At 42.5% G+C, this 26070-nt stretch carries 19 protein-coding genes; 8 read left to right on the top strand and 11 right to left on the bottom strand.

Translation table 11 applies throughout. From position 1 onward, the window contains the following. Positions 1-85: 85 nt before the first annotated feature. Positions 86-2677 carry a TonB-dependent receptor plug domain-containing protein gene (locus tag H8B19_RS16700; RefSeq protein WP_186508075.1) on the bottom strand — a complete coding sequence of 864 codons (2592 nt, stop codon included), beginning with the start codon at positions 2675-2677 and terminating at the stop codon, positions 86-88. A gap of 397 nt (positions 2678-3074) precedes the next feature. Between H8B19_RS16700 and H8B19_RS16695 the strand changes: the two genes are divergently transcribed. From H8B19_RS16695 to H8B19_RS16680, 4 genes are read left to right on the top strand one after another with little or no spacing between them, the layout of a single operon-like run. Further along, positions 3075-3551 carry a TlpA disulfide reductase family protein gene (locus tag H8B19_RS16695; RefSeq protein WP_186508074.1) on the top strand — a complete coding sequence of 159 codons (477 nt, stop codon included), beginning with the start codon at positions 3075-3077 and terminating at the stop codon, positions 3549-3551. 7 nt (positions 3552-3558) lie between these two features. Continuing rightward, the gene (locus H8B19_RS16690; protein WP_186508072.1) at positions 3559-3783 is read left to right on the top strand and encodes a DUF4266 domain-containing protein; all 225 of its coding nucleotides are present in this window, start codon (positions 3559-3561) and stop codon (positions 3781-3783) included. Beyond that, complete coding sequence (locus H8B19_RS16685; RefSeq protein ID WP_186508070.1) at positions 3774-5075, top strand: DUF3570 domain-containing protein; 1302 nt, start codon at positions 3774-3776, stop codon at positions 5073-5075. The genes H8B19_RS16690 and H8B19_RS16685 overlap by 10 nt, the downstream gene beginning before the upstream one ends. Positions 5076-5093: 18 nt before the next feature. Then, positions 5094-5987 (top strand): FAD:protein FMN transferase, encoded by an 894-nt coding sequence (locus H8B19_RS16680; protein WP_241737650.1) that lies wholly within the window; start codon positions 5094-5096, stop codon positions 5985-5987. A 24-nt stretch (positions 5988-6011) separates the two neighbouring features. On the opposite strand, the gene H8B19_RS16675 is transcribed toward H8B19_RS16680, so the two are convergent. Continuing rightward, complete coding sequence (locus H8B19_RS16675) at positions 6012-7289, bottom strand: M24 family metallopeptidase (RefSeq protein WP_186508077.1); 1278 nt, start codon at positions 7287-7289, stop codon at positions 6012-6014. Positions 7290-7562: 273 nt separating this feature from the next. Between H8B19_RS16675 and H8B19_RS19265 the strand changes: the two genes are divergently transcribed. From H8B19_RS19265 to H8B19_RS16655, 4 genes are read left to right on the top strand one after another with little or no spacing between them, the layout of a single operon-like run. After that, entirely contained in the window at positions 7563-8867 is a 1305-nt protein-coding gene (locus H8B19_RS19265; protein WP_186508068.1) for an N-acetylmuramoyl-L-alanine amidase, read from the top strand. A 12-nt stretch (positions 8868-8879) separates the two neighbouring features. Next, a complete protein-coding gene (locus H8B19_RS16665; RefSeq protein ID WP_186508066.1) occupies positions 8880-9440 on the top strand; it encodes a hypothetical protein in 561 nt (186 codons plus the stop codon). An 11-nt stretch (positions 9441-9451) separates the two neighbouring features. Continuing rightward, a complete protein-coding gene (locus tag H8B19_RS16660) occupies positions 9452-9952 on the top strand; it encodes a hypothetical protein (protein ID WP_186508064.1) in 501 nt (166 codons plus the stop codon). Between the two features lie 5 nt (positions 9953-9957). Beyond that, positions 9958-10545 (top strand): hypothetical protein, encoded by a 588-nt coding sequence (locus tag H8B19_RS16655; protein ID WP_186508062.1) that lies wholly within the window; start codon positions 9958-9960, stop codon positions 10543-10545. 65 nt (positions 10546-10610) lie between these two features. Here the strand turns inward: H8B19_RS16655 and rmf are convergent, their stop codons facing one another. From rmf to H8B19_RS16610, 9 genes are all read right to left on the bottom strand, one after another. Further along, the gene (rmf, locus tag H8B19_RS16650; RefSeq protein ID WP_186508061.1) at positions 10611-10796 is read right to left on the bottom strand and encodes a ribosome modulation factor; all 186 of its coding nucleotides are present in this window, start codon (positions 10794-10796) and stop codon (positions 10611-10613) included. A 234-nt stretch (positions 10797-11030) separates the two neighbouring features. Further along, a complete protein-coding gene (locus H8B19_RS16645) occupies positions 11031-12692 on the bottom strand; it encodes a DUF3466 family protein (protein ID WP_186508059.1) in 1662 nt (553 codons plus the stop codon). Positions 12693-12709: 17 nt separating this feature from the next. Further along, positions 12710-14614, bottom strand: coding sequence for an ATP-binding cassette ATPase Uup (gene uup, locus H8B19_RS16640; protein ID WP_186508057.1), 1905 nt, complete (start codon positions 14612-14614; stop codon positions 12710-12712). Next, positions 14611-14844 (bottom strand): glutaredoxin family protein, encoded by a 234-nt coding sequence (locus H8B19_RS16635; protein WP_186508055.1) that lies wholly within the window; start codon positions 14842-14844, stop codon positions 14611-14613. Before H8B19_RS16635 ends, uup begins: the two co-directional genes overlap by 4 nt. After that, positions 14834-16936 carry a bifunctional 23S rRNA (guanine(2069)-N(7))-methyltransferase RlmK/23S rRNA (guanine(2445)-N(2))-methyltransferase RlmL gene (rlmKL, locus tag H8B19_RS16630; protein ID WP_186508053.1) on the bottom strand — a complete coding sequence of 701 codons (2103 nt, stop codon included), beginning with the start codon at positions 16934-16936 and terminating at the stop codon, positions 14834-14836. Before rlmKL ends, H8B19_RS16635 begins: the two co-directional genes overlap by 11 nt. A 98-nt stretch (positions 16937-17034) precedes the next feature. After that, a complete protein-coding gene (locus tag H8B19_RS16625; RefSeq protein ID WP_186508052.1) occupies positions 17035-17541 on the bottom strand; it encodes a cell division protein ZapC domain-containing protein in 507 nt (168 codons plus the stop codon). A gap of 3 nt (positions 17542-17544) precedes the next feature. Further along, a complete protein-coding gene (pyrD, locus tag H8B19_RS16620; protein ID WP_186508050.1) occupies positions 17545-18552 on the bottom strand; it encodes a quinone-dependent dihydroorotate dehydrogenase in 1008 nt (335 codons plus the stop codon). Between the two features lie 79 nt (positions 18553-18631). Continuing rightward, entirely contained in the window at positions 18632-23473 is a 4842-nt protein-coding gene (locus H8B19_RS16615) for an NAD-glutamate dehydrogenase (protein ID WP_186508049.1), read from the bottom strand. Between the two features lie 262 nt (positions 23474-23735). After that, entirely contained in the window at positions 23736-26060 is a 2325-nt protein-coding gene (locus H8B19_RS16610; protein ID WP_186508048.1) for an efflux RND transporter permease subunit, read from the bottom strand. Positions 26061-26070: the final 10 nt, after the last annotated feature.

Genomic DNA, 26070 nt, shown 5'->3' with positions numbered 1-26070 from the left:
TCAAGTGCACAATGAAAAAAGCCAGTAGAAAATCTACTGGCCTTTGAAAAACCGTCAACCTATTTCAGGACGACACACAGGTTAATTAAAAGCTGTAGACACCTCTTACATAATAGAAGCCACCGCCCATGCCCATAGGTGATGTTGTAGGATAAGCGGAACCTACCCAGTCAGCCAGCGGGTTATCATCCGGGCGATTATCGAATGCATTTTGTGCACCTACAATCAGACTCAATTCGTCAGTGAAGTTATACGCCACTTCCACATCAACAGTTGTTTCAGCCCCGGGATAAATCCGGGCTTCTGGCGTACCATCATCTACGTGATCCTCAAAGTAATCACCGTAGTAATTTACCCGAGCCAGAATACGCCAGTCACCATTAGTATGGTTTGCCGTTAAACTAAAACGCGTATCAGGTAAGTTATCTTCCAGCATCATCACTTTGTTTGCACCAATGTTACCTACAGTACCATCCGGGCCTACATCCTGAACCTGTGTATCAGTATAATTACCGGCAAATGAGAACTTGGTATCGCCACCCAACATCTCCATGCTGTAATTTAAGACAATATCAACGCCCTGAGTGACAGTATCAAAATCGTTGGTGAAGTAACGGATACTGGTGAAGCTGGTGGCATCACGCTGTCCCAGAGCTAACAGAGCATCTATATCTGCCTGTGTTAAGGTCAGGCTGGATGTCTGGCTGATGCGGTCAGTGACTTTAATATTGAAATAATCAATTGTCAGATACAAACCACTTTCGAACTCTCCAACTAAACCAATACTGTAGTTAACGGATTCTTCCGGCTGAAGCTGAGTTCCACCTTTTTGTACCGAAATAGGGTGTGTTGGCGGCAGCGTTGCCTGATCCTGCAAACGACCAGCATTAAAAGCTGTAGAAACGTTACGCACATTACTCTGCCCTACTGTCGGAGCACGGAATCCAGTACTAACCGCACCGCGTAACGCAAGACTTTCTGTCATTTGGTAACGTGCAGACAACTTACCATTAAAAGTTGAACCAAAGTCAGTGAAATCTTCATAACGTGCCGCCGCACCTATCATAAACTCATCAGATAAAAACGCTTCTACATCCACGTAAGCGGCAATATTACTGCGGCTCCACGATCCCGCATCTTCAGGTTTAAACCCCGGAAAACCATTTGAACCAATACCAAAGCCTTGTGACGTACCAGTCATAGGATCATAAGCCAGTGGGCCGACTTCAAATGAAGCTGGATCTCCAGGCTGAATTTCGAATGTTTCACGACGCCACTCTAAACCACCGGCTAAATTAACCGGATCAGATAATCCTTCAACTTCAATAGGATAAGATAAATCCAGGTTAAGATTTTTCTCGATTTGGTTGTACTGGCCAGGGCTAAATTCTGTCGGAGAATCAGGTCCCATTGACGGGTTTACGGTATTTTTTATCGCAAACTCTACTTCACTGCGAGCTAAAGACGCACTTAAGTCATAGTGCACACCATTTGACATTTCCCCTTTGGTACCTAACACAATAGATGCGTCAAAAACGGTTCCGCCAAATTTAGGCGTAAAACCGCCAGGCCACATTTCATAGAAAGAAAAACAGTTTGGATCGGCTTGTAACTGAGCCAGTGCAGCCTGATCCGGACGGTTGTCAGTAATCGCAACGGTTGGGCAACCAATACCATCATTAGGCGTTAAATCACCCACCAGGAGTGTTTCACCATCATCATTTGAATAGACACCACCGCGTGTATGAGGATTACGATAGTAAAAACCACCTTCAGCCTCGCGCTCAGACCAGGTAGTCCACATATAAGCCTGTTTGTCATTACCTAGATCCAGTCCGGTATTAAGCAACATTTTATAATCATACTTAATTTCAGGATTACCCCAGATTTGAGCTGGGTTAGGTACGTCAGTATTACCAGCAGCGGCAATAGCTGCTGCATCAGGGCGCTGAATACTGCGACTTGTCGGGTCTGCCTCACGGTATTCGAAACTTAGGTTTGCAAAACCATCTTTGGTCAAAGGTAAACCGACATTTCCTGAATACTGTACAGTGTCGCCATCCCCCTCATAAAATGAGCCATAACGGGCTTCAAACGTGCCTCCGTCACTGTCATCTTTTAACGCAAAGTTAATGACACCAGCAATCGCATCAGAACCATATTGTGCTGCGGCACCATCCCGGAGTACTTCTATTTGTTTTAATGCAATCGATGGAATTGTAGAAATATCCGGGCCCTGTGCCCCATCTGACAAACTCCCCCCCAAAAAGGTAATAACAGCAGAGCGATTTTTACGCTTACCATTTACCAGAATTAATGTTTGATCAGACGCCAAGCCACGCAGGTTAGCCGGGCGAACCAGTGACGATGCATCGTTGATAGACTGGTCATTTACGTTAAATGATGGCACCGAAGCACTCATCATTTTATCAATATCTGTCGCGCCCTGAGCAGTAAATTCATCGCCACCAATGATATCCAATGGTACAGCAGATTCGCCTACAGACCGCGGCGCAGAACGAGTGCCAACGATTGCAATTTTTTCCACATCATTAGCGCCATTATCAGGTGTCTCAGATTGCGCGTGAGCCATTGAGGTAGCGACCAGACTGAAAGTCGCAGTTGCGCTCAATAATGCGTGAATGGAGCGGGAAAGTGTTGATACTTTAGTTTTCATTATTATCACATCCTAGTCATTTGTTTTGTTGTCTTTGGCACTTTGTTTTTGTTTTACGACATTAAGTGCTCTATCCGTCACACGATGAACCGCACAATTTATGCGACAAGCGGCAAAGTGACATGTTCTTTATAGTTAGATAACTCTCCCCTTGCAACAATAAAATTGAAATATTTGTCATAGTTTTAGGCACTTAAAAAGAGAGATAATTTAAATTACATTCTTTTCCAAGCCCTTTTAGGTTAAGTGATTCGAACTTTATTTAGAGTTTGAATTTGGCTGAAATCCGCATTTATTTGGAGGTTGAGCAAATGTAAAAGCATGGGTTAATTAAGATAAAATTAAGAAACTGTCATTAAAGTAACGGTCAATCCTGCTTTAATAGGTTTTAAAATCGATGATACGTGCAGTAGTTTTTTTATGCGTTTTGTTATTCCAACCTGTCAGCTTTGCACAAACTGCCACAGACTTTTTGCTTCATTCACCTAATTTGCCAGACAAACTTTCAGACTTAAAAGGCAAAGTTGTCTATGTCGACTTTTGGGCTTCCTGGTGTGCCCCATGTCGCCTTTCATTCCCCTGGATGGAAAAAATGTATCAGCAGCATAAAGATGATGGCCTGATTGTAATTGCGATTAATCTTGATAACGACAGTGAGCAGGCTAAAAAATTTCTTAGCAGTATCCAACCGTCCTTTGCTATTGAATATGACCCGGACGGAGACATTGCCCAACAATATAAATTAACCGGCATGCCAAGTAGTTATGTCATAGACAAACAAGGCCAAATCCGATTTAAACATCAGGGCTTTTTTGTCAACAAACAACAAGCTTATGAACAGGAGTTAACGACGCTCCTGAATGAGATGGAGTAATAAAGTGATGAAAAAACGTTTTGGTCTGGCAATTATAGTAGGAATAGTCGCAACAACCAGCGGTTGTGCCTCATTAGGAGTACAACCCTGGGAACGTGATTTACTGGCAAAAGATGAAATGGCACTTGATGCCGACAGTGTTGACAGCGGACTCGATGATCACATTTATTTTAGTAAAGAAGCAACCAGTGGTGGTAAAGCATTTAGTGGTGGAGGTTGCGGATGCAATTAACTCAAAACAAAAATATTAGCCATGCCTTACTGGCGGCTAGCTGCACACTGTTGGGAGTTACACCAGTAGCTCAGGCTGCTGGTAATAGTGAAGATGGCTGGAAGATAGATACTGCTCTATTACTGTACAGTGAGCAGGACAGAGTTTCTGCTGTGGAAAGTGTTATTGCGGCCAGTAAAGACTTTGGCGATCAGCATATTTTTTCAGGCAAGCTGGTTATCGACACATTAACGGGCTCTTCCGCTTCAGGTGCCGTACCGCAGGATAAAGTACAAACCTTTACCCGCCCTTCTGGCAATGGGCAATATCAGATTGAAGCCAATACCCTTCCTCTGGACGATACTTTCCATGACACACGCGTACAATTAAATGCGCAGTGGACACAACCTGTTATGGAAAATACCCGAGTATCTTCAGGCGTGCATTTTTCCAAAGAGTATGACTATTTGTCTCTGGCGGTTAATGCATCTTTAGCCCGGGATTTTAACAATAAAAACACCACAGTCAGCGCAGGTTTTTCTTATGCAAATGACACCATAGATCCAGAAGGCGGACGCCCTGTTGGATTTTCTGGCATGGTAATAAATCAGGGACAATTTAGCTCAGAAGATGCGTATAAAAACGCCTTCGATTTAACACGTCAGGACGGAAGTGATACCAAAAGTACACTGGATTTAATGTTTGGCCTCACCCAAACCATTAACCGCCGTATGATCATGCAGCTTAATTATGGCTTTAGCAAAGTTGATGGTTATCTGACCGATCCATTTAAAGTTCTGAGTGTGGTGGATCAATCAGGGACATCGGTTAACACCTTGTACGAAAATCGCCCCGACAATCGTACAAAACACAATATTTTTGTTCAGGGCAAATACGCGTTTGATTCCGGTGTTGCCGATGTGTCATATCGCTTTGCAACTGATGACTGGGATATTGATTCACATACAGTAGACAGTAAATTCCGTTTTAATTTATCGGACAATAGCTACCTGCAACCGCATGTGCGTTTTTATCAGCAAAGTGCAGCCAACTTTTACCAGCCATTTTTAACCCAAGCTGATCCCCTGCCGGCATTTGCAACAGCAGATTATCGTTTGGGAGAAATGACAGCATTTACACTGGGATTAAAATACGGCATGACGCTGGAATCCGGCAATGAACTGGCATTCAGAGTCGAATATTATCAGCAGAACCCGAAAAACAATGGCACGCCACTACCAGGTCAGCTGCAACAGCAGGATCTATTCCCGTCTGTTAAAGCACTGATGGCTCAGGTAAGTTATAGCTTTTAATTAAGCGGACAGTCATTAATGCAACAACCATTTGTTCTAGAGCATAAAACCGGCCACATTTGTGGTCGGTTTTATGCCATGGCAAGCCCCTGTGAATTACTTATAGATACAGACGATATGTTAGTTGCACAGCAATTAGTTGCACTGGCCTATCAGGAAACAAAACGTATTGAACAAAAGTTTAGCCGCTATCTGCCCGACAATATTGTTCATCAAATTAATTCAGCTGAGGGTAACCCCGTTGCGATCGATGACGAAACCTTTAAGTTATTATCTTTCGCTGATACCTGCTATCAAATAAGTCAGGGCATGTTTGATATTACCTCGGGTGTATTACGTAAAGCATGGCGTTTTGACGGCAGTGACAAATTGCCAGATGACAGTCTGGTGCAGGACTTAATGCCTTTTATCGGCTGGCAAAAAATACACTTTGATCAACATCAGCTTCGAATGCCTAAAGGTTACGAACTCGATTTTGGCGGTATTGGCAAAGAATATGCTGTCGACAAAGTTGCTCAGGTTTGTCTGCAAGCCCAGCCAACAATATCGATTTTGATAAATTTTGGTGGAGATATACAAATCACCCGCGCCCGGGACGGGCAACAACCCTGGGTTATTGGTATCGAAAACCCACTTAATCAGGATAAGGCTGTAAAAACGCTTTCACTTTATCATGGCGGCATGGCAACCAGCGGAGATAGCCGACGTTATCTGCTAAAAAATGGTGAACGTTACAGCCATATACTTAACCCTCATACGGGTTATCCGGTAAAAAATGCTCCCCGCTCTGTCACTGTCATAGCAGAACATTGTATTCAGGCGGGGTTACTTGCCACACTGGCCTTATTACAGGGCGAACAAGCGGAAGCATTTTTAAAGCAGCAGCAAGTTCAGCATTGGTGCATGCGTTAAACTTGCTTTTATATTTCAGTATTACTACACAGCCAGAGGCATCAATTTACCAATCGGTGACTCAATAGACTGAGCTGGCTCAGTAAACCATACTGGGCCGTTTTCAGTCATATAAATACAATCTTCCAAACGTACACCAAATTCTCCGGGTAAATATATCCCCGGCTCATTTGAAAAACACATTCCTGGCTTTAATGCCTGCATTTCACCGTGTACAAAATTAACCGGTTCATGCCCTTCCATACCAATACCGTGTCCTGTGCGATGCGATAACCCCGGAAGTTTATAGGCAGGACCAAATCCCCGTGCCGTGTACCAGTTTCGAACGGCATCATCCACCTGACCGGCAGGTTGATTTAATCTGGCATTTTCAAACGCAATTTGTTGGCCTTTACGCACAGTTTGCCAAACCTTTTGCACTTTTTTGTCAGGCTCGCCAAACACAAAAGTACGACTGATATCCGACTGGTAACCATGCACACTGCAGCCACAGTCCATTAAGACAACTGAGCCTTTTCTAATAACATGTTGTTGTTTAGTTCCGTGAGGATAAGCGCTGGCTTCATCAAACAACGCCATATTCCAGATACCATGCCCGCCAAGTTGCTGTTGCGCCTTATGCATCATGGATTTAACATCCTGTTGAGTCATGCCTTCGGCCAGGTTTTGCCAAACATATTCATAGGCTTTTAACGTAACTTCGCTGGCTTTATGCATGAGTGCTATTTCGTGAGCCGTTTTAATCATTCTGCATCCGCGGGTAACAGAGTCTGCATTAACATGCACAAGATCCGGTATAGCTTTTTGAAGCCCGTCCAACACAAAATAGCGAACTGAATGTTCAAATCCTATACGCCCGTTTATCGCCCCTCGTTCTAACAAAATTTCTTTAATTAACGCAAATGGACTTTCATGCTCCTGCCACACTCGCACATCGTCATCAATAGCCAGACTTTCCCTAATACTCGGCTCCTCAAAAAAAGGACAAACAACGGCTATTTCACCTTTAGCGGGGATCACTAATGCGGTAAGCCGTTCACTACGCCACCACTGAATGCCGCTGAAATAATCCATTGCCGCACCCGGTTCAAGCACTAATGCCGATAAATGTTGCTGTTGCATCAATTGCTGAGCTTTTTCAATACGAAGTTTTCGTTCTTTTTCACTAATCGGCCTGGCGTCTTTGGTGATATCAGATAATACACCAGGAGTATTTTTTTTAGGTGTAGCCTTAACCATGCTGGTTAATCCTGCCGAAGCGAATAACGCAGTCCCCGTTTTTAAAAACTGCCGTTTGGTCATGTGAATTGTCATGGTTATCCTTGTTTTCATTTTTAGGATTTAGCATACATGATTAAACAGCAGAGTCCCCTCTAAATCCTGCCAAGTTCATATACTTTGCTATTAACAACATTTTTTATTGCAACTGTATAATTTTATTGCAATTACCCAATCATTTTTGCCTATACTGAAACAGAGCTCCTCAGCTACGTTTTAAAAATTAACGCTGTATTCAATTTGTGGTCACAAGCGATGGCATTGGAAGATATTAGATTACAGCGAACAGGGAAAAACGTGGCCTTTTCACCAACCGATATCGAAAAAATTATCACGGCACTGACCGTTGCAGCAGGATTTTCTCTGTTAATTGAACGTGCTATTGAATGGCTAAAACACATCATTGATGGTTCAAATATCAATCAGATCCGCTATCAACAATTGACGTCAAAAATCAATAATCCAAAAGCTGAAAAAACCATAAATAAATACCACAACTTACTGCAAAAACTGGAACAAAAAACACAGGAGATTCCTCCTTTAGTTAATACACAACAACAAAAATACCAGTCCCCTGTAATACCACTAGCTGATGAAGAAAACTGGGATGAAAGCCAGTTTGAGAAATACAGTTCAATCGCCTTATCACCGCTTGCACCTCCCCTAAAAGCCGACTTACTCAATGCACAACTAAACCTGTTTTACATTCTTAGCGCGGTTGGGCTGGCTATTGCGGCAACGTCTTTTATGAAATTACACCTGCTGTCCATGCTTCTGGGGAAAAGCGACCTGTCTGTTCAGGCACAATTACTGGATGAAGTCATTAGCGGGATAGTGATTGCAGGAGGGGCACAACCACTGCACGTCCTGATCACATTTTTAACCACCAAAAAAATGCATTTAGAAGAAATAAGCGCGCAACAAAAACAAACCGGGAAAGTTATTTCAGAAGCCAGAGAGGTTAAATCCAAAAGCGATACTCCGGTAAATACCAACCCTTTTGCCATCATATATCAAGGTGGAGTTAACCCGGATGCGTTGGAGTTGACTCATCTTAGACAACAGCCTGTGGATATGATTATTTATCATCATACTGCGATGCACAGTGGCTTAGCATTTGAAGGCATTATTGGTGAATTTATCGACAGTAAAAAATGGCTAACAGCGTATCACGCAATCATAATGCCTGACGGTGTGATCCACCCCTTTTGCCGATGGGATCGCGCTGGCAATCATTGCATTGGATTCAATCAACAAAGTTTAGCCATAGCCCTGCATGGAAACTTTCATTCAATAACGGATGATGATTTTAGCAACCATGACGGCCGCTATGGCAACAAAAAACCTACCTCCGCTCAAATACAGTCAGCGGCCTGTTTAATTGAACTGTGGATTCAGTTGTATGCCATTCCTGTCAATTTCAATCAAAACATACTTCCTCACTGTGATGTGTTAGCAGGAAAAACCGTATGCCCTGGCAACCAGTTTCCACATGAGATACTGCAGCAAGCTATTTTGCGCCAGCATCAACAAAGCTTATCACTAAGGAATATCGATAATTTACGTCAGCAATTTCAGTTAAAGCCCTACGTAATGGCTTAGGAATCAAACAACATGGACAGCGCCACTTCATCCGTTATTTTAGTTGCTACTGCTATTTTCATCTCTTTATTAGTAGAGCGTATTTTAGAAATTTTAATGTGCCTTTACCGCCTGTTGGAAGTCAAATACGGTTGGTACAACTTGTGGAATCAGAGTGCTCAAAAACTGCAAACGTCCATGCATCATTATCAATTAAACCAGTCTGCGGCTTCTGATAACCAGATTGAGCAGCTGCGCACCAAAGCGCTGACTAAACTGCTACAACGGTTTCGTCCTGTACAAGCAGCGGACACTGACGGATTATCCATCTCCGCCGAACGAGTAAGACATTTCACTATCCGATTAATCAATAAAATCAACGGTATGCTACTCGGTATAGCCTTAGCATTTGCTGCTGATATTGACATCATCTGTGCCATCAAACAGTACACAGATTTAAGCATTAATAACGGTTACCTGAACCATGTATTACATTTAATTTTAACAGGTATTGCCATGGGGCTTGGTTCAGCTCCTCTGCACAAAATAATTATTGCGTTAGAAAAATCAAAGAAGTTACGCAAAGCACTTTAAAAGGACATCACATGATGGATTTTATTTTGCAGTACCGCGATTATACCGGCGTTTTAATTGGATTTATCGTGCTTTTGGCTGCCGTATTTTTATTACCTTCAGGCATTCGCTCACATGTGCTTACAGCGGGAGTTAGTTTATTGCTTTTCCGTACCTGGCAAATTTATTCCAACAAACACAAACTGGCAAAGGCAGACCAAAAATGGGCGGAAATTAAACAACAACAAAAACAGTTACAACAGCAACGAGACAAGTTAGTAAAACAAACCGAGCAATTACGACAAGAGCAAATACAAATAGAACGTCAGGTAAAGGATTTAAAACAACAACAGCAAAAACTTGAGACAGAATCTCAACAACATAGCGAGGAAAAACAGCAGCTGGATAAACAGTTAAGCGAGTTATTAAAGCAGGACCAGTCTAAACAGCAACAACGTCAACAAACGTTGGCAACGTTAAGAGACATTGCCGCCGCCAATCGTCAACTTAACAACATCTCAGTCAATGGGTGAAAATTATGCGTAAATATTTTGCTTTACTGACTCTAATACCAGGCTCACTGCTGGCTGAAAATTGCGATTTCCTCATTGCCGCTGATGCATTACAACCGAAAATCATTCAGGGCAAACGTTATTATATCGTGTTAGAAAATCAAATGACTAAACAATGTATTGATACCCAAAGCATTGCCGACGATTTGCAGCGCATGGACGAACTAAAAACGTTGCTTTTAAAATACAAAAACAACTCGGATAAATTAACCGGTGATATTCAAAAATATCAGACACTATCAAAAGATTACGAACTGGCTAGTAATCAACTCGTTGAATTAACGCATAAATATGATTTACAGATTTCATTATATGATCAACTTGCGGGCAAATACGATGCGTTAACGCAGGACTATAACAAGCTGGTGCAGGACTACCGAAATTTAGCGCTGCAATCGTCCCCATCAGGCATTAAGTTAGATATCGGCGCCGGATTTAACAATCATGGTGAAGTTGGCGGGCTAATTGGTGTGGAAGTATATAAATTTAAAGTCTGGGGAGTCGTTCAGCAAGGCAATAACGCTGTGATGGTCGGGACTAACATTACATTTTAAACAAACTAATAGCTGTTGCATTTGAAACTCGAAAATGACAACAGCTATTGATCACGAATTACATATTAAAGAAATTGTTTAACACCCTGACTTCGGTCTTCCATGGCTTCCCGCCATCCGCCTAGCCATTGTGAGCGCGTATCTGAGTTTAAATCGGTGTGAGGACAAATGTCTTTGGATCTACCTGAAATGCCAGCCTGATAACCTTTAGCGTGAGCTCTGGAGAGTTTATCTCTTTTCTGTCTTTTCATTGATTACCTCGTTCATTTATTTTACGTAGGAAAGTGATCATTGCGACCACAAAAATATAGATAAGGTAACTGCGGAATTGGTTCAATACTTTTTTAACCCGGTTTGAGTCAATTGTTCCTAACCCCCTGAATTATTAAGACAATTTCATTAAATTTTTTTTGCATAAATATGACTAACCTAAAAAATAATTGTCATAAAAAAAAGGGGCTAAATGCCCCTTTTTAGTCTACTCATTATTTAGCCTTTCGACGCAGCCTGACAAACAAGGCAATGGGTAATAATATCCAGCCAAAACTGCCGCCTTTGCGCTGATTTTTTTCTTCATCAATGGTACAGTTTTCTGAGGTACCACCAGCAATAGGAACAAGCTTAACTGCCACGGCAATATCCTGAGTTACAGCTGTACCATCATCATTTAGTATTGCCGTGCCTGTTATATCCAGCATTTCTTTTTTAACAACAGCAGTGGCTAAAATTTCATTGTTGTCGTTAATATCATTTGCTTGCACGATAGAATATGGGCTATCACAAGCGATAAGGTCATTTACATCAGTGAAAGACTGCTCATTGTAATCATAAATAAATGCGTGGCGACGACGATTCACATTCAGTCCTGTGTCAACTTCACCATCCCCCACCACAATATCATTGTTATTTATGGCGCGAGCGACACTATCAGAACCAGTGAAGTAGTCTTCCGGAAAAATGGTTTCATTACTGTCAATGCTATAAACAAAAAACTTATTACGTGGGTATCCATTAATGCTTTTCCGTGCGCTCCCAACAACCAGATTATGGTCATTAATATCGACAGCTTCACTGGAATAATAATCATCAAAATTGATAATACTATCGACACCGTTATCAGAAAAAATCGACGCTAAATCATAATAAGAAATTTGCCCCAGATAGTTAACCTGACTGTATGTACTTGCGCCAACAATCACACCGTTGTTATTAATAGCTTCTGCACGGCTGGAAAAAATATTGTCATTAATACTATCAGGCCCTTCAACCACACCAAATGACTGAAAATCTATAACTTCACCAGAGTCATTTATTTTCCAATATGCTGCACGTTGCGTGAAATAATTGTTATCTGCAATTTGCTGTAAGCAATAATCTAACGGGCTGTCGCCACGTGTCTCATCGTCTTCACAGTTCGCAATGGCTTCAACACCGTTGTCTGAAAGTTCAGTCCCTGCTGAGCCCACAATTTCATTACTGTCATTTAAACCATAAGCACGGCTTCTGCCTCCTATCCGCATATCTTCAGGTTTTAGCTCAACTAACTGCCCGCCCATTTCAACATAAGCACGCTGAGGGAATTCACGCAGTTGATAGACAATTTCCTCATCATTTTCGTTGGTGTAATTTTTCGTGATGTAAGGCGCAGTTGAGTAACCAGCTATCCAGCCTTTATTATTAATTTCACTGGCCCGGTTAGTGGTGCTCTGTGTAAGTTCTCCCGTTTCCGGATTAACCTGATCATAACCAGTTAATAATTCCGCGTCAGAATTTCCACTGCCATAGGCGGTAAACAACTCTCCGCGTTGCTGGAAGGATAAATTGCCCCGTTGTTGTATCAGTATGTTGTACAAATACAACATGTCGTCATGATTGATATCACCATTTTCGACCGCATCAATATCGGTCAGGTTGTCTTTATAGGTTTGCAATGTGAGATCAAGTAAGCTCACATCGATAACAGGGTGATATACAAAATCAAGTTGAGTCAAATACTCACCCTGATCATTAATAGCCACAGAATAGCTGCTACGCCCCAGTTCGGCAGTGGGTAATTCAATAACCTGATAGGTAGCAGCCTGAGCGGCAAATCCTGAAAGCAGTGAAAACGACAGCGCGCACAGCGAAGCCAACTTAGTTTTATTCATTCTAATTCCTGTTACTTCTATTTCATGCTCTCTAACTCATCCCAACGCTCGTATGCTGAACCCAGTGACGTTTCCAGTTCACTTAATTGCTCCAGTATCGGACGAGAGAGTGAGGCATCCTGTTTGAAAAACTCAGGATCATTTACCTGATTCTGCAATTCCTGTAGCTGCTCTTCCATCTGTTCAATTTGTCCTGGTAACTGCTCCAGTTCTAATTGCAGCTTGTAAGATAGCTTTTTACTTTTGGGGGCCGCAGATGATGACTTGGCTGTTGGACTTTTTGATTTAACAGAAGTTTCAGCCGCAAGCATATTTTGTTTTTGTGCCTGATACCAGTGCTGAATATCTTCGTAGCCCCCGATAAATTCTTTAATTTCTCCGTTGCCTTCAAAAAACAAACTGGAGGTGACCACATTATCCACAAATTCCCGGTCATGGCTAACCAGAATCACGGTGCCATCATACTGACTGATAATATCTTCCAACAATTCCAGTGTTTCAACATCCAAATCGTTGGTTGGTTCATCGAGAATCAATAAATTACTGGGTTTGGTTAAAAGCTTAGCCAGCAATAGTCGGTTCTTTTCGCCACCCGATAGTGCACTCACAGGTACATTCACCCGCTCTGGTGTAAATAAAAAATCCTGTAAATAGCTAATTACGTGGCGGGTTTTCCCATTTAAGGTCACTTCGCGTTTACCATCAGCAATAGTGTCGATCAGCGTTTTATCAGGATCGAGCTGCATACGATGCTGGTCAAAATACGCCACTTCCAGTTTTGTGCCACAGTGCACTTTACCTTTATCGGGCGTTAACTGACCTAACAGTAATTTGATCAGGGTACTTTTACCGCAACCATTAGGACCAATCAGGGCTAATTTGTCGCCACGCAAAATGCTGGTTTCAAGGTGATTAACAATCTTTTGTCCATCAATTTGATACGCCATATTCTGAATTTCAAAAACAATTTTGCCAGACTGCTGTGCACTATTAAGTGTAATTTTGGCTTTGCCTTGCTGATTACGGCGTTGCGCATGTTCCTGACGTAACGCCTTTAGTGCGCGTACCCTGCCCTCATTACGTGTACGGCGTGCTTTGATACCCTGTCTTATCCAGGTTTCTTCCTGAGATAACTTCTTATCAAACAAAGCATTCTGAGTTTCTTCAATCTGTAAATCTTCAGCTTTTTTATCCAGATATTGTTGATAGTTCCCCGGGTAACTGGTTGCTGTGCCACGATCTAAATCGATAATGCGCGTGGCTAAATTGCGAATAAAGGCACGGTCGTGACTGACAAAAACCACCGTTCCCTGATAGTCGGACACCGTTTTTTCCAGCCACTGGATCATATCAATATCCAAATGGTTGGTCGGTTCGTCTAATAATAAAATATCAGGATTAGATACCAGGGCGCGAGCCAATGCAGCCTTGCGTCGCCAGCCACCTGACAAAGAAGATAATGGCTGTGAAGCACTTAAGTTCAGTTGCGATAAAATTTGCTGGATACGTTGTTCAAATTGCCAACCATCGACGTGATCTAATTGGTGCTGTAGCTGTTCCAACTTTTTAAGTTGCGCTTCGCTGTAATCTTCGGCAACAATTTGTGTTTGATGCGCGAATTGCTGCAGCAACTGGCCCACTTCTGACAGTTCTTCTGCCACATAATCAAACAGGCTCATTTCCACTGACACGGGTGGATCCTGTGGCAAACGTGAAATAATAACATCACTGCTAACAATACGCTGACCATCGTCCAGCTTCATCTCGCCAGCAATCACCTTTAGCAGCGTCGATTTACCACAGCCATTACGCCCTACTAAACAAATACGTTCCTGACTTTTCACCAATAATTCGATGCCATCTAATAAAGGAGGATGGCCCAAACTTAAACTGGCATTTTTTAATTGTAATAAGGTACTCAAGATAAAAACTCAGTTAACAATGCGGCATCAAATGGCCAACCTAACTCTTGCTGATTATCCTGCCTGAAAATAACAGGAATGCGAATGCCGTAGCGCCCAAATAAATCGTCATCAAATGCGATATCAACCGTTTGCCATTTTACTTTTGGTTGGGTTTGATTTAATAGTTCCGCGGCTTGCTCACATAAATGACAACCGCTGGTGGAATACAAAATAATCTCAGTTTGCATCGGTTAATAACCAGCAATGATGGATTTTAGGATTACGTTTAAAATCTTCTGGCAAGGTTTTTTGGCACCAGTCAGTGACCTTAAAACCAAGCTGTTCTAATCCGGCCGTATCTAATTTAAAACTACGCAGGTTATTAGAGAAAATGATTTCTCCGCCCGGTTTTAAACAGGCTTTAGCATTTTCTAACAAGGCCAGGTGATCACGTTGAACATCCCAGCTTTGATCCATGCGTTTAGAATTGGAGAATGAAGGCGGATCTATAAAGATCAAATCGTATTGTGATTTATGTTCGGCCAGCCAGTTAAGGCAATCTGCCTGAATAAACTGATATTGCTGTCCTTTTAAATTATTTAATTCAAAGTTTCTTTTTGCCCAGTCGAGATAGGTATTGGACATATCTACCGTGGTAACGGAAGACGCTTTGCCAATGGCGGCATGCACAGAGACACTGCCGGTATAAGCAAACAAATTAAGCACATGTTTGCCCGCGGCTTTTTGCTGCACTAAATGACGGGTTGTGCGGTGATCCAAAAATAAACCGGTGTCTAAGTAATCGCGTAAATTAACCCATAATCTGGCACCATTTTCGACCACTTCAAAAAACTCTTTACGCTGCGCGAGCTTCTGATATTGCTGCTTACCTTTTTGCTGTTCACGCACTTTTAAAACGATTTTTTCGGCGTCACAATTTAATACAGCGGGTACGCCAGCAATCACCTGATGCAAACGTTGACGGGTTTTAGCTTCAGGAATATCTTTTGGTGCCGCATATTCCTGTATAACCACTGCATCGGCATAACAGTCGATCGCCACATTATATTCAGGTAAATCCGCGTCATAGACACGAAAACAATTGGTTCGCTGTTTTTTGAGCCACTTCTGAGTTTTTTGCCAGTTTTTGCTTAAACGATTAGTAAAATCATTGTTGGTATCTACCTCACGAATTTCGCAGTTTGACTCGTCCATGACATAGTTAACTAACTGACATTCCAGCTTACCATTCATTAACTGGTAGGCTTTTTTAGCGCGTAAACGCAATGCACGCAGTAACTCGCGATTAGAGGTTAATAAGGATAAATGCCAGTGAGCAAAATGTTGTTTGATGTGTTTGCCCCACACTTCAAACTTGGGAATAAGCGCGGTGATTTCACTTAAACGCTCACCAAAAGGTGGGTTACTTACCAGATAACCGGCTTTATTAACGTCTGGCACGCTTTCAAACGCATCGGCTTGTGAGAACTGAATATAATCGGCAACACCTGCTTGTTCAGCGTTAACTTTGGCAACCTCGATCATCTGAGCATCGATATCGCTGCCAATAATTAATTTGTCAGGCGCAACAATAGCCTGCTCAGCGTCGTTGACTAATTGTGACCAGATACTACTATCGTGCTGGCGCCATTGACTAAAGCCCCAGCTGCGACGCCGTAAACCAGGAGGAATATTAGCTGCCATCATCGCCGCTTCAATCACTATGGTGCCTGAGCCACACATTGGATCATATAAAGGGGCATCGCTACTGGCCGCCCAACCGCTGCGCATTAACATGGCGCTGGCCAGATGCTCTTTAAGCGGCGCGGGCCCGGTATTTTTACGATAATGGCGTTGGTGTAGGCTATGACCAGAGAGGTCTAAAAATATGGTTAATTCACCTTTCCACAAACGACCCTGAATACGAATATCCGGGTACACCTTGCTAATCGAAGGGCGTTTGCCATACAGGCTATTAAATTGATCCACCACCGCATCTTTAATTTTTAACGCACCAAACTGGCTGTTATTAATACTGCGATTGGTGCCATTGAAATCGACAATAAAGGTATGGTGCACGTCAAAATGCTGTCCCCAATTGACCGAATCGGCAATGGTGTATACGTCTTCAGCCTTATCGACCGTGCCTGATGCCAGCTTGACCAGCACCCGGTTTGCCAGTCGGGAGTGCAAACAAATTTTGTATGCATGCTCGAGTGAGCCAGTAAAATGCAATTGTCCCGGTTTTACTTTTATTTGCAGATCAGGACAGATGGTTTGCACTTCCTGTAACAGTAAGTCATCGATGCCTTTGGCACTGGTAATGACTAAATCAAACATGCGTTACCCTTTTTCATATGGCGGAATTCAAATTAAGGCGCGGATTATAAGTGATTTGGCAACAAAAGACCTGCTGGATTACAAAAATACACAAACAATTACGGCAAGTAAGGCTGTAAATAGTCATTCATCACTTTAATAAGGCTAAATGGCTTTAATTGTGCCGATTCATCCAGTGCAACTTGTGAGGAAATTAACATACATACGCTCGCCTGCGCTTCCTTCTCAACAATATACACCTTTAATTGTTCGCGTTTGCATTGCAGTAATGCAAAATGATGATGCATGCCATGCAAGCGAGGTTTAGTGAAATACCAGCTTTTGGGTGCCAGTGGTTTATGAAAAAAACGTGCTGCAACGGCATTAATTGCGATTTGACTGGCTAGCTCTGAGGTTAATCCGGCAGCAAACTGCTGAATATCCTCTTCAACGGAAGTAAAGCACTGCAAATGCTCCAGCGTAAATTCCTGCGGCAAACTCACATGACCAAGCAAGTGTTTAGATTTGTAGGGCGTGTGATAAACGCCCTCTTCTAACTCAAGGGTAAGACACTGAGTGTCCTCATCCATCACCCAACACCAGTACATAGAAGGCTGCAACATCATAAATTACAGCTCTTGTACTATCTGTTTAATCAAATCAGGTCCCTGGTAAATTAACGCAGAATAAACCTGAATCAGACTCGCGCCAGCGTTTAAACGCTGTTTCGCAGAAGCACCATTATATATACCACCCACGCCAACAACAGGCATAGCACCATCCAGCGCTTTCACTAGTTGCTCTGTCACTAGCAGGCTCTTATCGGTTAATGGTTGTCCACTGAGTCCACCCGCTTCTTTAGCGTAGCGCAGCCCTTCAACCCCTTCGCGCGATAACGTGGTATTGGTTGCTATCACGCCGTCGACTGACGCTTTAGTTAGAGATACAGCAACATCGTTGATTTCATCTGTAGTTAAGTCGGGAGCAATTTTAATTAAAATGGGCACTTTTCTACCGTGTTGATCTGCCAGTTTTTGTTGCTCGAGCATTAATCCATTCAATAAATTATCTAACGCTTCACCATATTGCAGATTACGCAGCCCTGGGGTATTGGGAGAACTGATATTTACCGTAACATAACTGGCGTGCTCATAAACTTTATTCAGACAAATCAGGTAATCGCTTAATGCATCTTTTTCTTCAGTCACTTTATTTTTACCGATATTGATGCCCAAAACACCCGAATACTCCGCTTGCTTAACCTGCTCAACCAAATAATCGACACCTTTATTGTTAAACCCCATTCGGTTGATAATGGCATTGGCGTCTTTTAAGCGGAATAAACGCGGCTTGTCATTACCATCCTGCGCCACAGGCGTAACCGTACCCACTTCAATAAAACCAAATCCCATTGCCGCAAACGCATCAATACACTCACCATTTTTATCTAAACCCGCTGCTAACCCAACGGGATTATCAAATTCCAACCCAAACACCGATACCGGCTTTTTAGGCAAAACTTGCGAATACAACTGACGTAATGCATTGTGTTGAGTGAGTTTTAACCCCGCCATGGTTAAATTATGTGACGTCTCACCATCCAGCTGGAATAACAGTTTTTGCAACAATGAATACACGTAATACTCTCTTTTTATTTAATTTACAGATACAAAAAAGCCCTGATATTGTCAGGGCTTTTGATAAAAACAACAACTACTAATGACGAATACCGCAATTAACACTTAGCAGCATTAACTCACGCAATGCCACAGAGAATTTTGCAAATTCGTGTGTGGTACTGGTTTTGAATTCGTACATCATGAGTGTCCAGCGTTCTAATAATGCTTCATGCTCAGCCATCCAGCGTTCCAGGACTTCGTCTGCATCCTTACCCTTTTGATCAAATTTAAGAATCACAGCTGCCAGTGAACGTTGCTGCCAGTCGAGCTCTTCACGGTATGAAGCCCGGGCAAGCGCCTGCCAGTGGTTAGAAACAGTTTGACGATTAATTTGATCAAGGAACCAGTGGATTTCCAGTTTGTAACCCAGTTTATAATAAATACTGGCCACTGTTGCTTTATCGCGTGATTCAGACTCTGCAACTTGTGCTAAATCAAAACATGAGAACATTGAACTCAGACACGCGACTTTCATCGAAATATCCTTTGGAACACCTTTATCCTGCAATTTAGCCGCACGTTGCTCCAAATCAGAATACTCTTCTTCGATCATATATTGCTGCATATTTTTCAATAAATCTTCAGCAAACGGACGGTAGAACGCAATCTCTTTACCAATATCTGACTGCTTGTTGCCGTGGCGTAAATACCAGCGTGATGAACGACGCAAGGTACGGCGAATCTCAGTTAACATGGCCAGTTGAACATCCGCCGGAACTTTATTATCCAAACCCTCAATTTGTTCCCATAATGTCTGTGCATCAAACACACCTTTAACGATGGTGTAGGCCTGCGCGATTTCGGCATGAGAGGCTCCGGTTTCTTCCTGTATACGGAAGACAAAGTTCATGCCCATATCATTTACAATGTTATTGGCTAACTTAGTTGCAACGATCTCACTACGCAAAGCATGCCCTTCCATCTGACTTTTATACTTCTTACGCAGTACCTCAGGAAACGCCGTAACCAGCAAGGTTTCGTGATAGGGGTTTTCAGTAATTTCCGGAATATTCAGCGATTCTTTTAATTCCATTTTGCCGTAAGCAAATAGCACAGATAACTCCGGACGGGTTAACCCTTGTGCTGATGCAAGGCGCTCTGAAATTTCATCATCGCTTGGGATAAATTCCAGTTCACGATTTAAACGACCACTGCGTTCCAGACCATGGATAAAGCGCAATTGTTCACGTAACACTGACACGCCGCCACGTTGCGTAATCGACATAGACTGTGACTGGCGATAACAATCTTCCAGAACCAACTCAGACACATCATCGGTCATGGCATACAATAATTCTTTACGTTGCTTAATGGTCATATCACCATTGGCCACCAGCGCATTTAACAAGATTTTGATATTAACTTCGTTATCGGAACAATCCACCCCACCAACGTTATCGATAAAATCGGTGTTCATTCGGCCGCCGTTAGCTGCAAATTCCATGCGACCTAACTGTGTACAACCCAGGTTTCCGCCTTCGCCGATGATTTTGGCTTTAAGGTCCTGACCATTTACACGTAAATCATCATTGGCGCGATCCCCCACTTCGGAATGGGTTTCCTTACGGCTTTTCACATAGGTGCCGATACCGCCGTTCCAAATCAGATCCACAGGCATTTTCAAAATATTATGAATCAGCTCGGTAGGCGTCATGGTTTGTTTGGTGGTACCAAGCGCTTTTTTCATTTCTGGTGACAACTTGATAGATTTCGCGGAGCGCATAAATACCCCTCCGCCTTTTGAGATCAATTTCTTATCGTAGTCATCCCAGGATAAAGAAGGATTATCAAATAAGCGCTGACGCTCAACGTAACTGCTTGCTGCATCAGGATTCGGATCGAAGAAAATATGTAAATGGTTAAAGGCTGCCATGAGACGAATATGTTTTGACAACAACATACCGTTTCCAAATACATCCCCTGCCATGTCTCCTATACCCACACAGGTAAAGTCAGTATTCTGGCAATCAATACCTATTTCACGGAAGTGACGTTTTACCGACTCCCACGCACCGCGTGCGGTAATACCCATTTTCTTATGATCGTATCCAACACTACCACCTGAAGCAAAGGCATCTCCCATCCAAAAGCCATATTCTTCCGAAATCGCATTGGCGATATCCGAGAAGGTCGCGGTCCCTTTATCCGCAGCCACAACCAGATAAGGGTCATCTTCGTCTAAACGTACTACGTTTTCAGGTGGAACAATTTTTCCATCGACGATGTTATCGGTAACGTCCAATAAGCTGCGGATGAAGATGCGGTAACACTCCTGACCTTCTTTCAAAAACGCCTCACGGCCACCATCTGTAGGAGGACGTTTGCAAATAAAACCCCCTTTGGCACCCACTGGAACAATAACAGCATTTTTAACCTGTTGAGCTTTCACTAAGCCCAAAATTTCTGTACGGAAATCTTCCTGGCGATCTGACCAGCGCAAACCTCCACGAGCAACTTTACCACCACGTAAATGCACACCTTCCACTCGTGGAGAGTAAACAAAGATTTCAAATTTAGGACGTGGTAGCGGCATATCGGGGATAAGCTCAGGCAACATTTTGAACGACACATAGGGTTTGTCGTTACCTTCGCTATCTTTTTGATAAAAGTTAGTACGAAGCGTTGCCATGATCATATCCAGATAACGGCGAACAATACGGTCATCATCCAGATTACTCACCTGATCCAGTTCAGATACTACTGCATCAGACAAATCATTTAACTTTTTCTCAGAACGTTTTATTGCCGGGTTTAAGCGCTGTTCAAATAATTTCACTAACAGATCAGCGATTTTCGGATACTTATCCAGTGTCCGGGCAATGTAATCCTTGCTGAAAGAACTACCGGTTTGACGCATGTATTTTGAGTAAGCACGTAAAATAGTCACATTACGTCCGGGCATACCGGCACCCAATACCAGGCGGTTAAATGAATCATCTTCCAGCTGTTGCGTCCACACATCGGAAAACGCCTGCTGGAAAAGCGCCTGTGCCTGCTCCAGCGTCAATTTGCCGCTGTTACTGTGCAACATGGTGAAATCCATGATCCAACAGACTTTTCCGTTTTCACATTTTACCTGATAAGGACTTTCGTCAATCACCCTCAAACCAAAGTTTTCCAGCATCGGCAGTACATCAGATAAATGGATTGGTTGATGCAGGTGGAACAGTTTTAACTTAACAATCTGACTGTCTTCATTTTCTTCCAGTGGACGATAAAACAACATATCTAACGTCTGTTGCTGATTTAGTCCTTCTATCTTATCGATATCTACCACGGCACTGCTGGGCAGGTTGTGATCTTTATAGCTACGTGAAAATGCATTCAGGTACTGACTTTCAAGCAAGCGGCCAGATGCCTCACCATGGGTAGACAATAATGCTGTCGACAATCTGTCATCCCAGCTCTTGCCCAGCTCGATTAAGTTCTTTTCTATTTCCTTCACATTTATTTCCACGTTGTTATTTTTAACACGAACAATGTAATGGGTTCTGGCATAAACCGATTCAGAGAAGAAAGTCGTAAACTCAACTTCTTCTGTGCTGCCGAATGCTTTTTGTAATAATGCCTGCGTACTGATACGTAACGCTGTGTTGTATCGCTCTCTGGGTACATACGCCATACAGGAATAGAAGCGGCCAAAATCGTCTTTACGCACAAACAACCGGGTAATGCCACGCTCCTGCATCTGGAAAATACCTTTAAAGATACTTGCCAGTTGTACTTCATCGACCTGAAGCAATTCATCACGAGGATAAGTTTCCAGCGTATTTAAAAAAGCTTTATAGGCGTGAGTGCCCTTATTAAAACCAGACTCGGCACATATACGTGCAATTTTATTTTGCAATACCGGTAACTGGGTCGCACTACTATTATAGAAATTCGCTGAATAAAGGCCGAGGAAGCGATCTTCGCCAACGACTTTACCCTGTTCATCAAATCGTTTTACCCCAATGTAATCCATATAAGCATTACGGTGTATGCGCGATTTTGAATTGGTTTTAGTCAGAATCAGGGGATTGCGGCTTAATGTTTCTTCACGCGCAGACAATGGAATATTCGACAACAGACGGTCACGGTCACTGATAGACTTTTTCATTAAACCGAGACTGGATTCTTTATCCGGTACCCAGCGATAATCACCTTTTATTGCCTTAGACTCGTAACCTCGATAGCCCATCAGAGTGAAATTATCGTTCAAAACCCAGGTCAGGAACTCAATGGTTTCTTTCTGAGTTGCATCAGTATTTGGGTTAGGATTTTTCGCATAGCTATCGATAATTGATTGCAGTCGTTCACGCATTGGGATCCAATCAGAGACTGCCAATGAAATTTCATCCACAACCGAATGAATTTCCTGTTTTAAAGCATCAATATCTTTTTGCTGACTTTGATGATCGATTTCAATCATAAATACCGTTTGTTTCAGCATGCCTTTGGGTTTTCTGTTACCTTCAACAAACGATTTAACGGAATTATCAGCATTTCTAACTAACTGTACCGGGCAGTTCAGCAGTAAGTGGGTGGTGATGCCCATACGATTGAGCACCATACGAATTGAATCCACCAAAAAAGGCATGTCATTTACTATGATTTCAATGACAGTATGGGTGGATTTCCAACCGTTTTTGGCAACCTCCGGATTAAACACATTTATTCTTGCGTTTTCACCATCAAACTTATCAAAAATATTCCACAAGCTGAGCGCAGCACCGTACAGATCACTATCATTACGGCTTTCTAAATCATCTTTGGATATGTTTCTGAATAAAGAGCGGGCAAATTGTTCTACATGTGAAGAATGCGCAGGGTCGACTTTTTTATGGATAAAATTGTAAACATTTTCGAGTAAAACTGAATGGCTATTGGCAACCGACATTTTATTACCTTGTTGAGATCGCGTTAACCCATATATTGTAACAAGAGACTGAGATATATATAGTTTTTTCTAATTCCATATTAAAAATAAATCACATTTTCGCGACCGTAATAAGCATCATGCAATCGGTTTATCCCAAACATATGTGTATTAAATCGCCTCAAATGTTAATTATTTATTAATAAATTGCATTTATTAGGATGTAGCTCGCAAAATAACAAAAAAGGGAGCAAATGCTCCCCTTTTTTGGTTCAAAATAAAATTACTGTTTCTTATACCAAAATAGTGAAGCAAGTGCTGGTAAGACTATAATCGCCCCCAACATATTGACCACAAACATAAAGGTTAACAATATGCCCATATCCATCTGAAATTTCAGCGCTGAAAATACCCAGGTACTCACTCCAATAGCCAGTGTAATACCGGTAAATAATACCGCACTGCCCCTTTCCTGCAGGGCTTCATAATATGCCTGTTGCACCGGAATATTTTGTTTAAGTTTTTCATTCATTGTCGACAGGATATAAATACCATAATCAACACCTATACCGACACCTAAGGCAATAACGGGTAACGTCGATACCGTTAAGCCAATATTGAGATAAGTCATCAATGCCTGCGCCAGTACAGATACCAAATAAAGTGGCAGCACAACCACCAGAGTGGAACGCAGAGATCGGAAACTCAATAAACATAATAAGATAACAGCACCAAATACGTACCACATCATTGGGTTTTGAGCACCTTTTACTGCTTCATTGGTTGCGCCCATGACACCAACAGGACCGGATGCCAGTTTAAACTTCAGATCATTGGTTTCGTACTGCTGACGATAATCCTTAACCGCAGCAATGACAGTTTCAATGGTTTCAGCTTTGTGATCCTGCATAAACAAAATAACTGGCATGACCGAGCAGTTGCCATTCAGCAACCCTGACGAAGTAGGAATACGAGCAATTGCCTGTACCAGAGTTTGCTGATTACGCGGTAATACACGCCACTTAGGATTTCCCTCGTTGTACCCTGCGTTCACAATTTTAGCCACGGAAGCCAGACTAACGCTGGACTGTACCCCAGGAACGTTAGTCATTTTCCATTGGAAGTCATCAATGGCTTGCATCACAGAATGAGACGTACACCCATCTTCGGTGGTTTCAACCAGTACAGACATATAATCCACTGTAATGGCGAACTTATCTGTAATTAAGAAGGTGTCCTGATTGTAACGAGAAGATTCATGCAGCGCTGCGGCGCCATTCTCTAAGTCGCCTATCTGCATTTTTCCTGACTGATATAGTCCAAATGCAAATAACACTAAACTCACCACGACAATAATAATGCCGTTGCGAGTGGTTGCTGCACCAGACATCCAACGCCAGTATTTGTCCGCGGTCAGTGACTTATTAACAAAACGACTTTTGTAATTCTCACCCAATCGAATATAAGACGTCAGCACAGGTAACAAAATCAGGTTAGTCAGGATAATAACAGCCACACCTATACTGGCTGTAATCGCCAATTCACGGATGATACCTATATCGATAACCAACAGAGTTAAAAAGCCCACAGTATCGGATAACAGCGCAATACCACCGGGTAATGCCAGACTGACAAAAGCAAATTGGGCCGCTTTACAAACCGTTAAGCCCTTGCGAACTTCCTTGCCCACAGCATTGATCATTTGCACACCGTGACTTACCCCGATGGCGAATATCAGGAAAGGCACCAGAATTGACATCGGATCGAGGCCAAACCCCAACAACGTAAGTATGCCCAACTGCCAGATAACTGAAACAATCGAACACACTATGGTTAACACAGTTTTCTGCAATGATTTTGAAAACAGATATACCATCAGGCCGGTAATCGCGATGGCTATGGCAAAAAACAGTAAAACCCCTTTTGCACCGTTGGCAACATCACCCACCATTTTGGCAAAACCAATAATGTGAATAGAGATTTTATCGTTTTCGAACTCACCGCGAATTTGTTTTTCTAAACGCTCAGCCAGTTCAATGGTATTAAGCTTTTCTCCGGTATTCGGATTGATTTCCAGTAATCGGGCATTAACCATCGAACAGCTAAAGTCATCTGACACCATGCGCCCGACAATACCGGCCTTGATCACATTTTCCCTGACTTTTTCAAGCGCACTGGCATTCGAAGAATTAAAATCGGCAGGGATAACCGGCCCACCTGCAAAACCATCTTCCACCACTTCGGTAAAGCGAGTGGAAGGAGAGTAAAGCGAGCTAACCTGTGCCCTGTCTATCCCTGGAATAAAGTACAACTGGTCATGCACTTTTTTTAAGGTATCAAAAAAATCCTGATTAAAAATGTCACTGTCTTTATCACACACCGCAACCAAAATACTGTTTGCTCCACCAAAATCCTTTTGATGCTTCATATAGGTTTGCATATAGGGATGATTAAGCGGAATATTCTTAGTAAATGAGGCGTCCAGTTTTAGTTGAGTGGCCTGATATCCAAGAAAAAGAGTTAATAGCGCAAAAATGGCGAGTACTAAGCGTCTATGGCTAAAGATAGCGCTTTCACATATCGCAATGGCTTTTTTTGTTGTCAGCATAGAGCCATTC

It is taken from the genome of Neptunicella marina (assembly GCF_014270035.1).
Classification (GTDB): Bacteria; Pseudomonadota; Gammaproteobacteria; order Enterobacterales; family Alteromonadaceae; genus Neptunicella; species Neptunicella marina.
The sequence above is the reverse complement of the archived record's forward strand: the minus strand, read 5'-3'. Positions and strand labels throughout refer to the sequence as shown.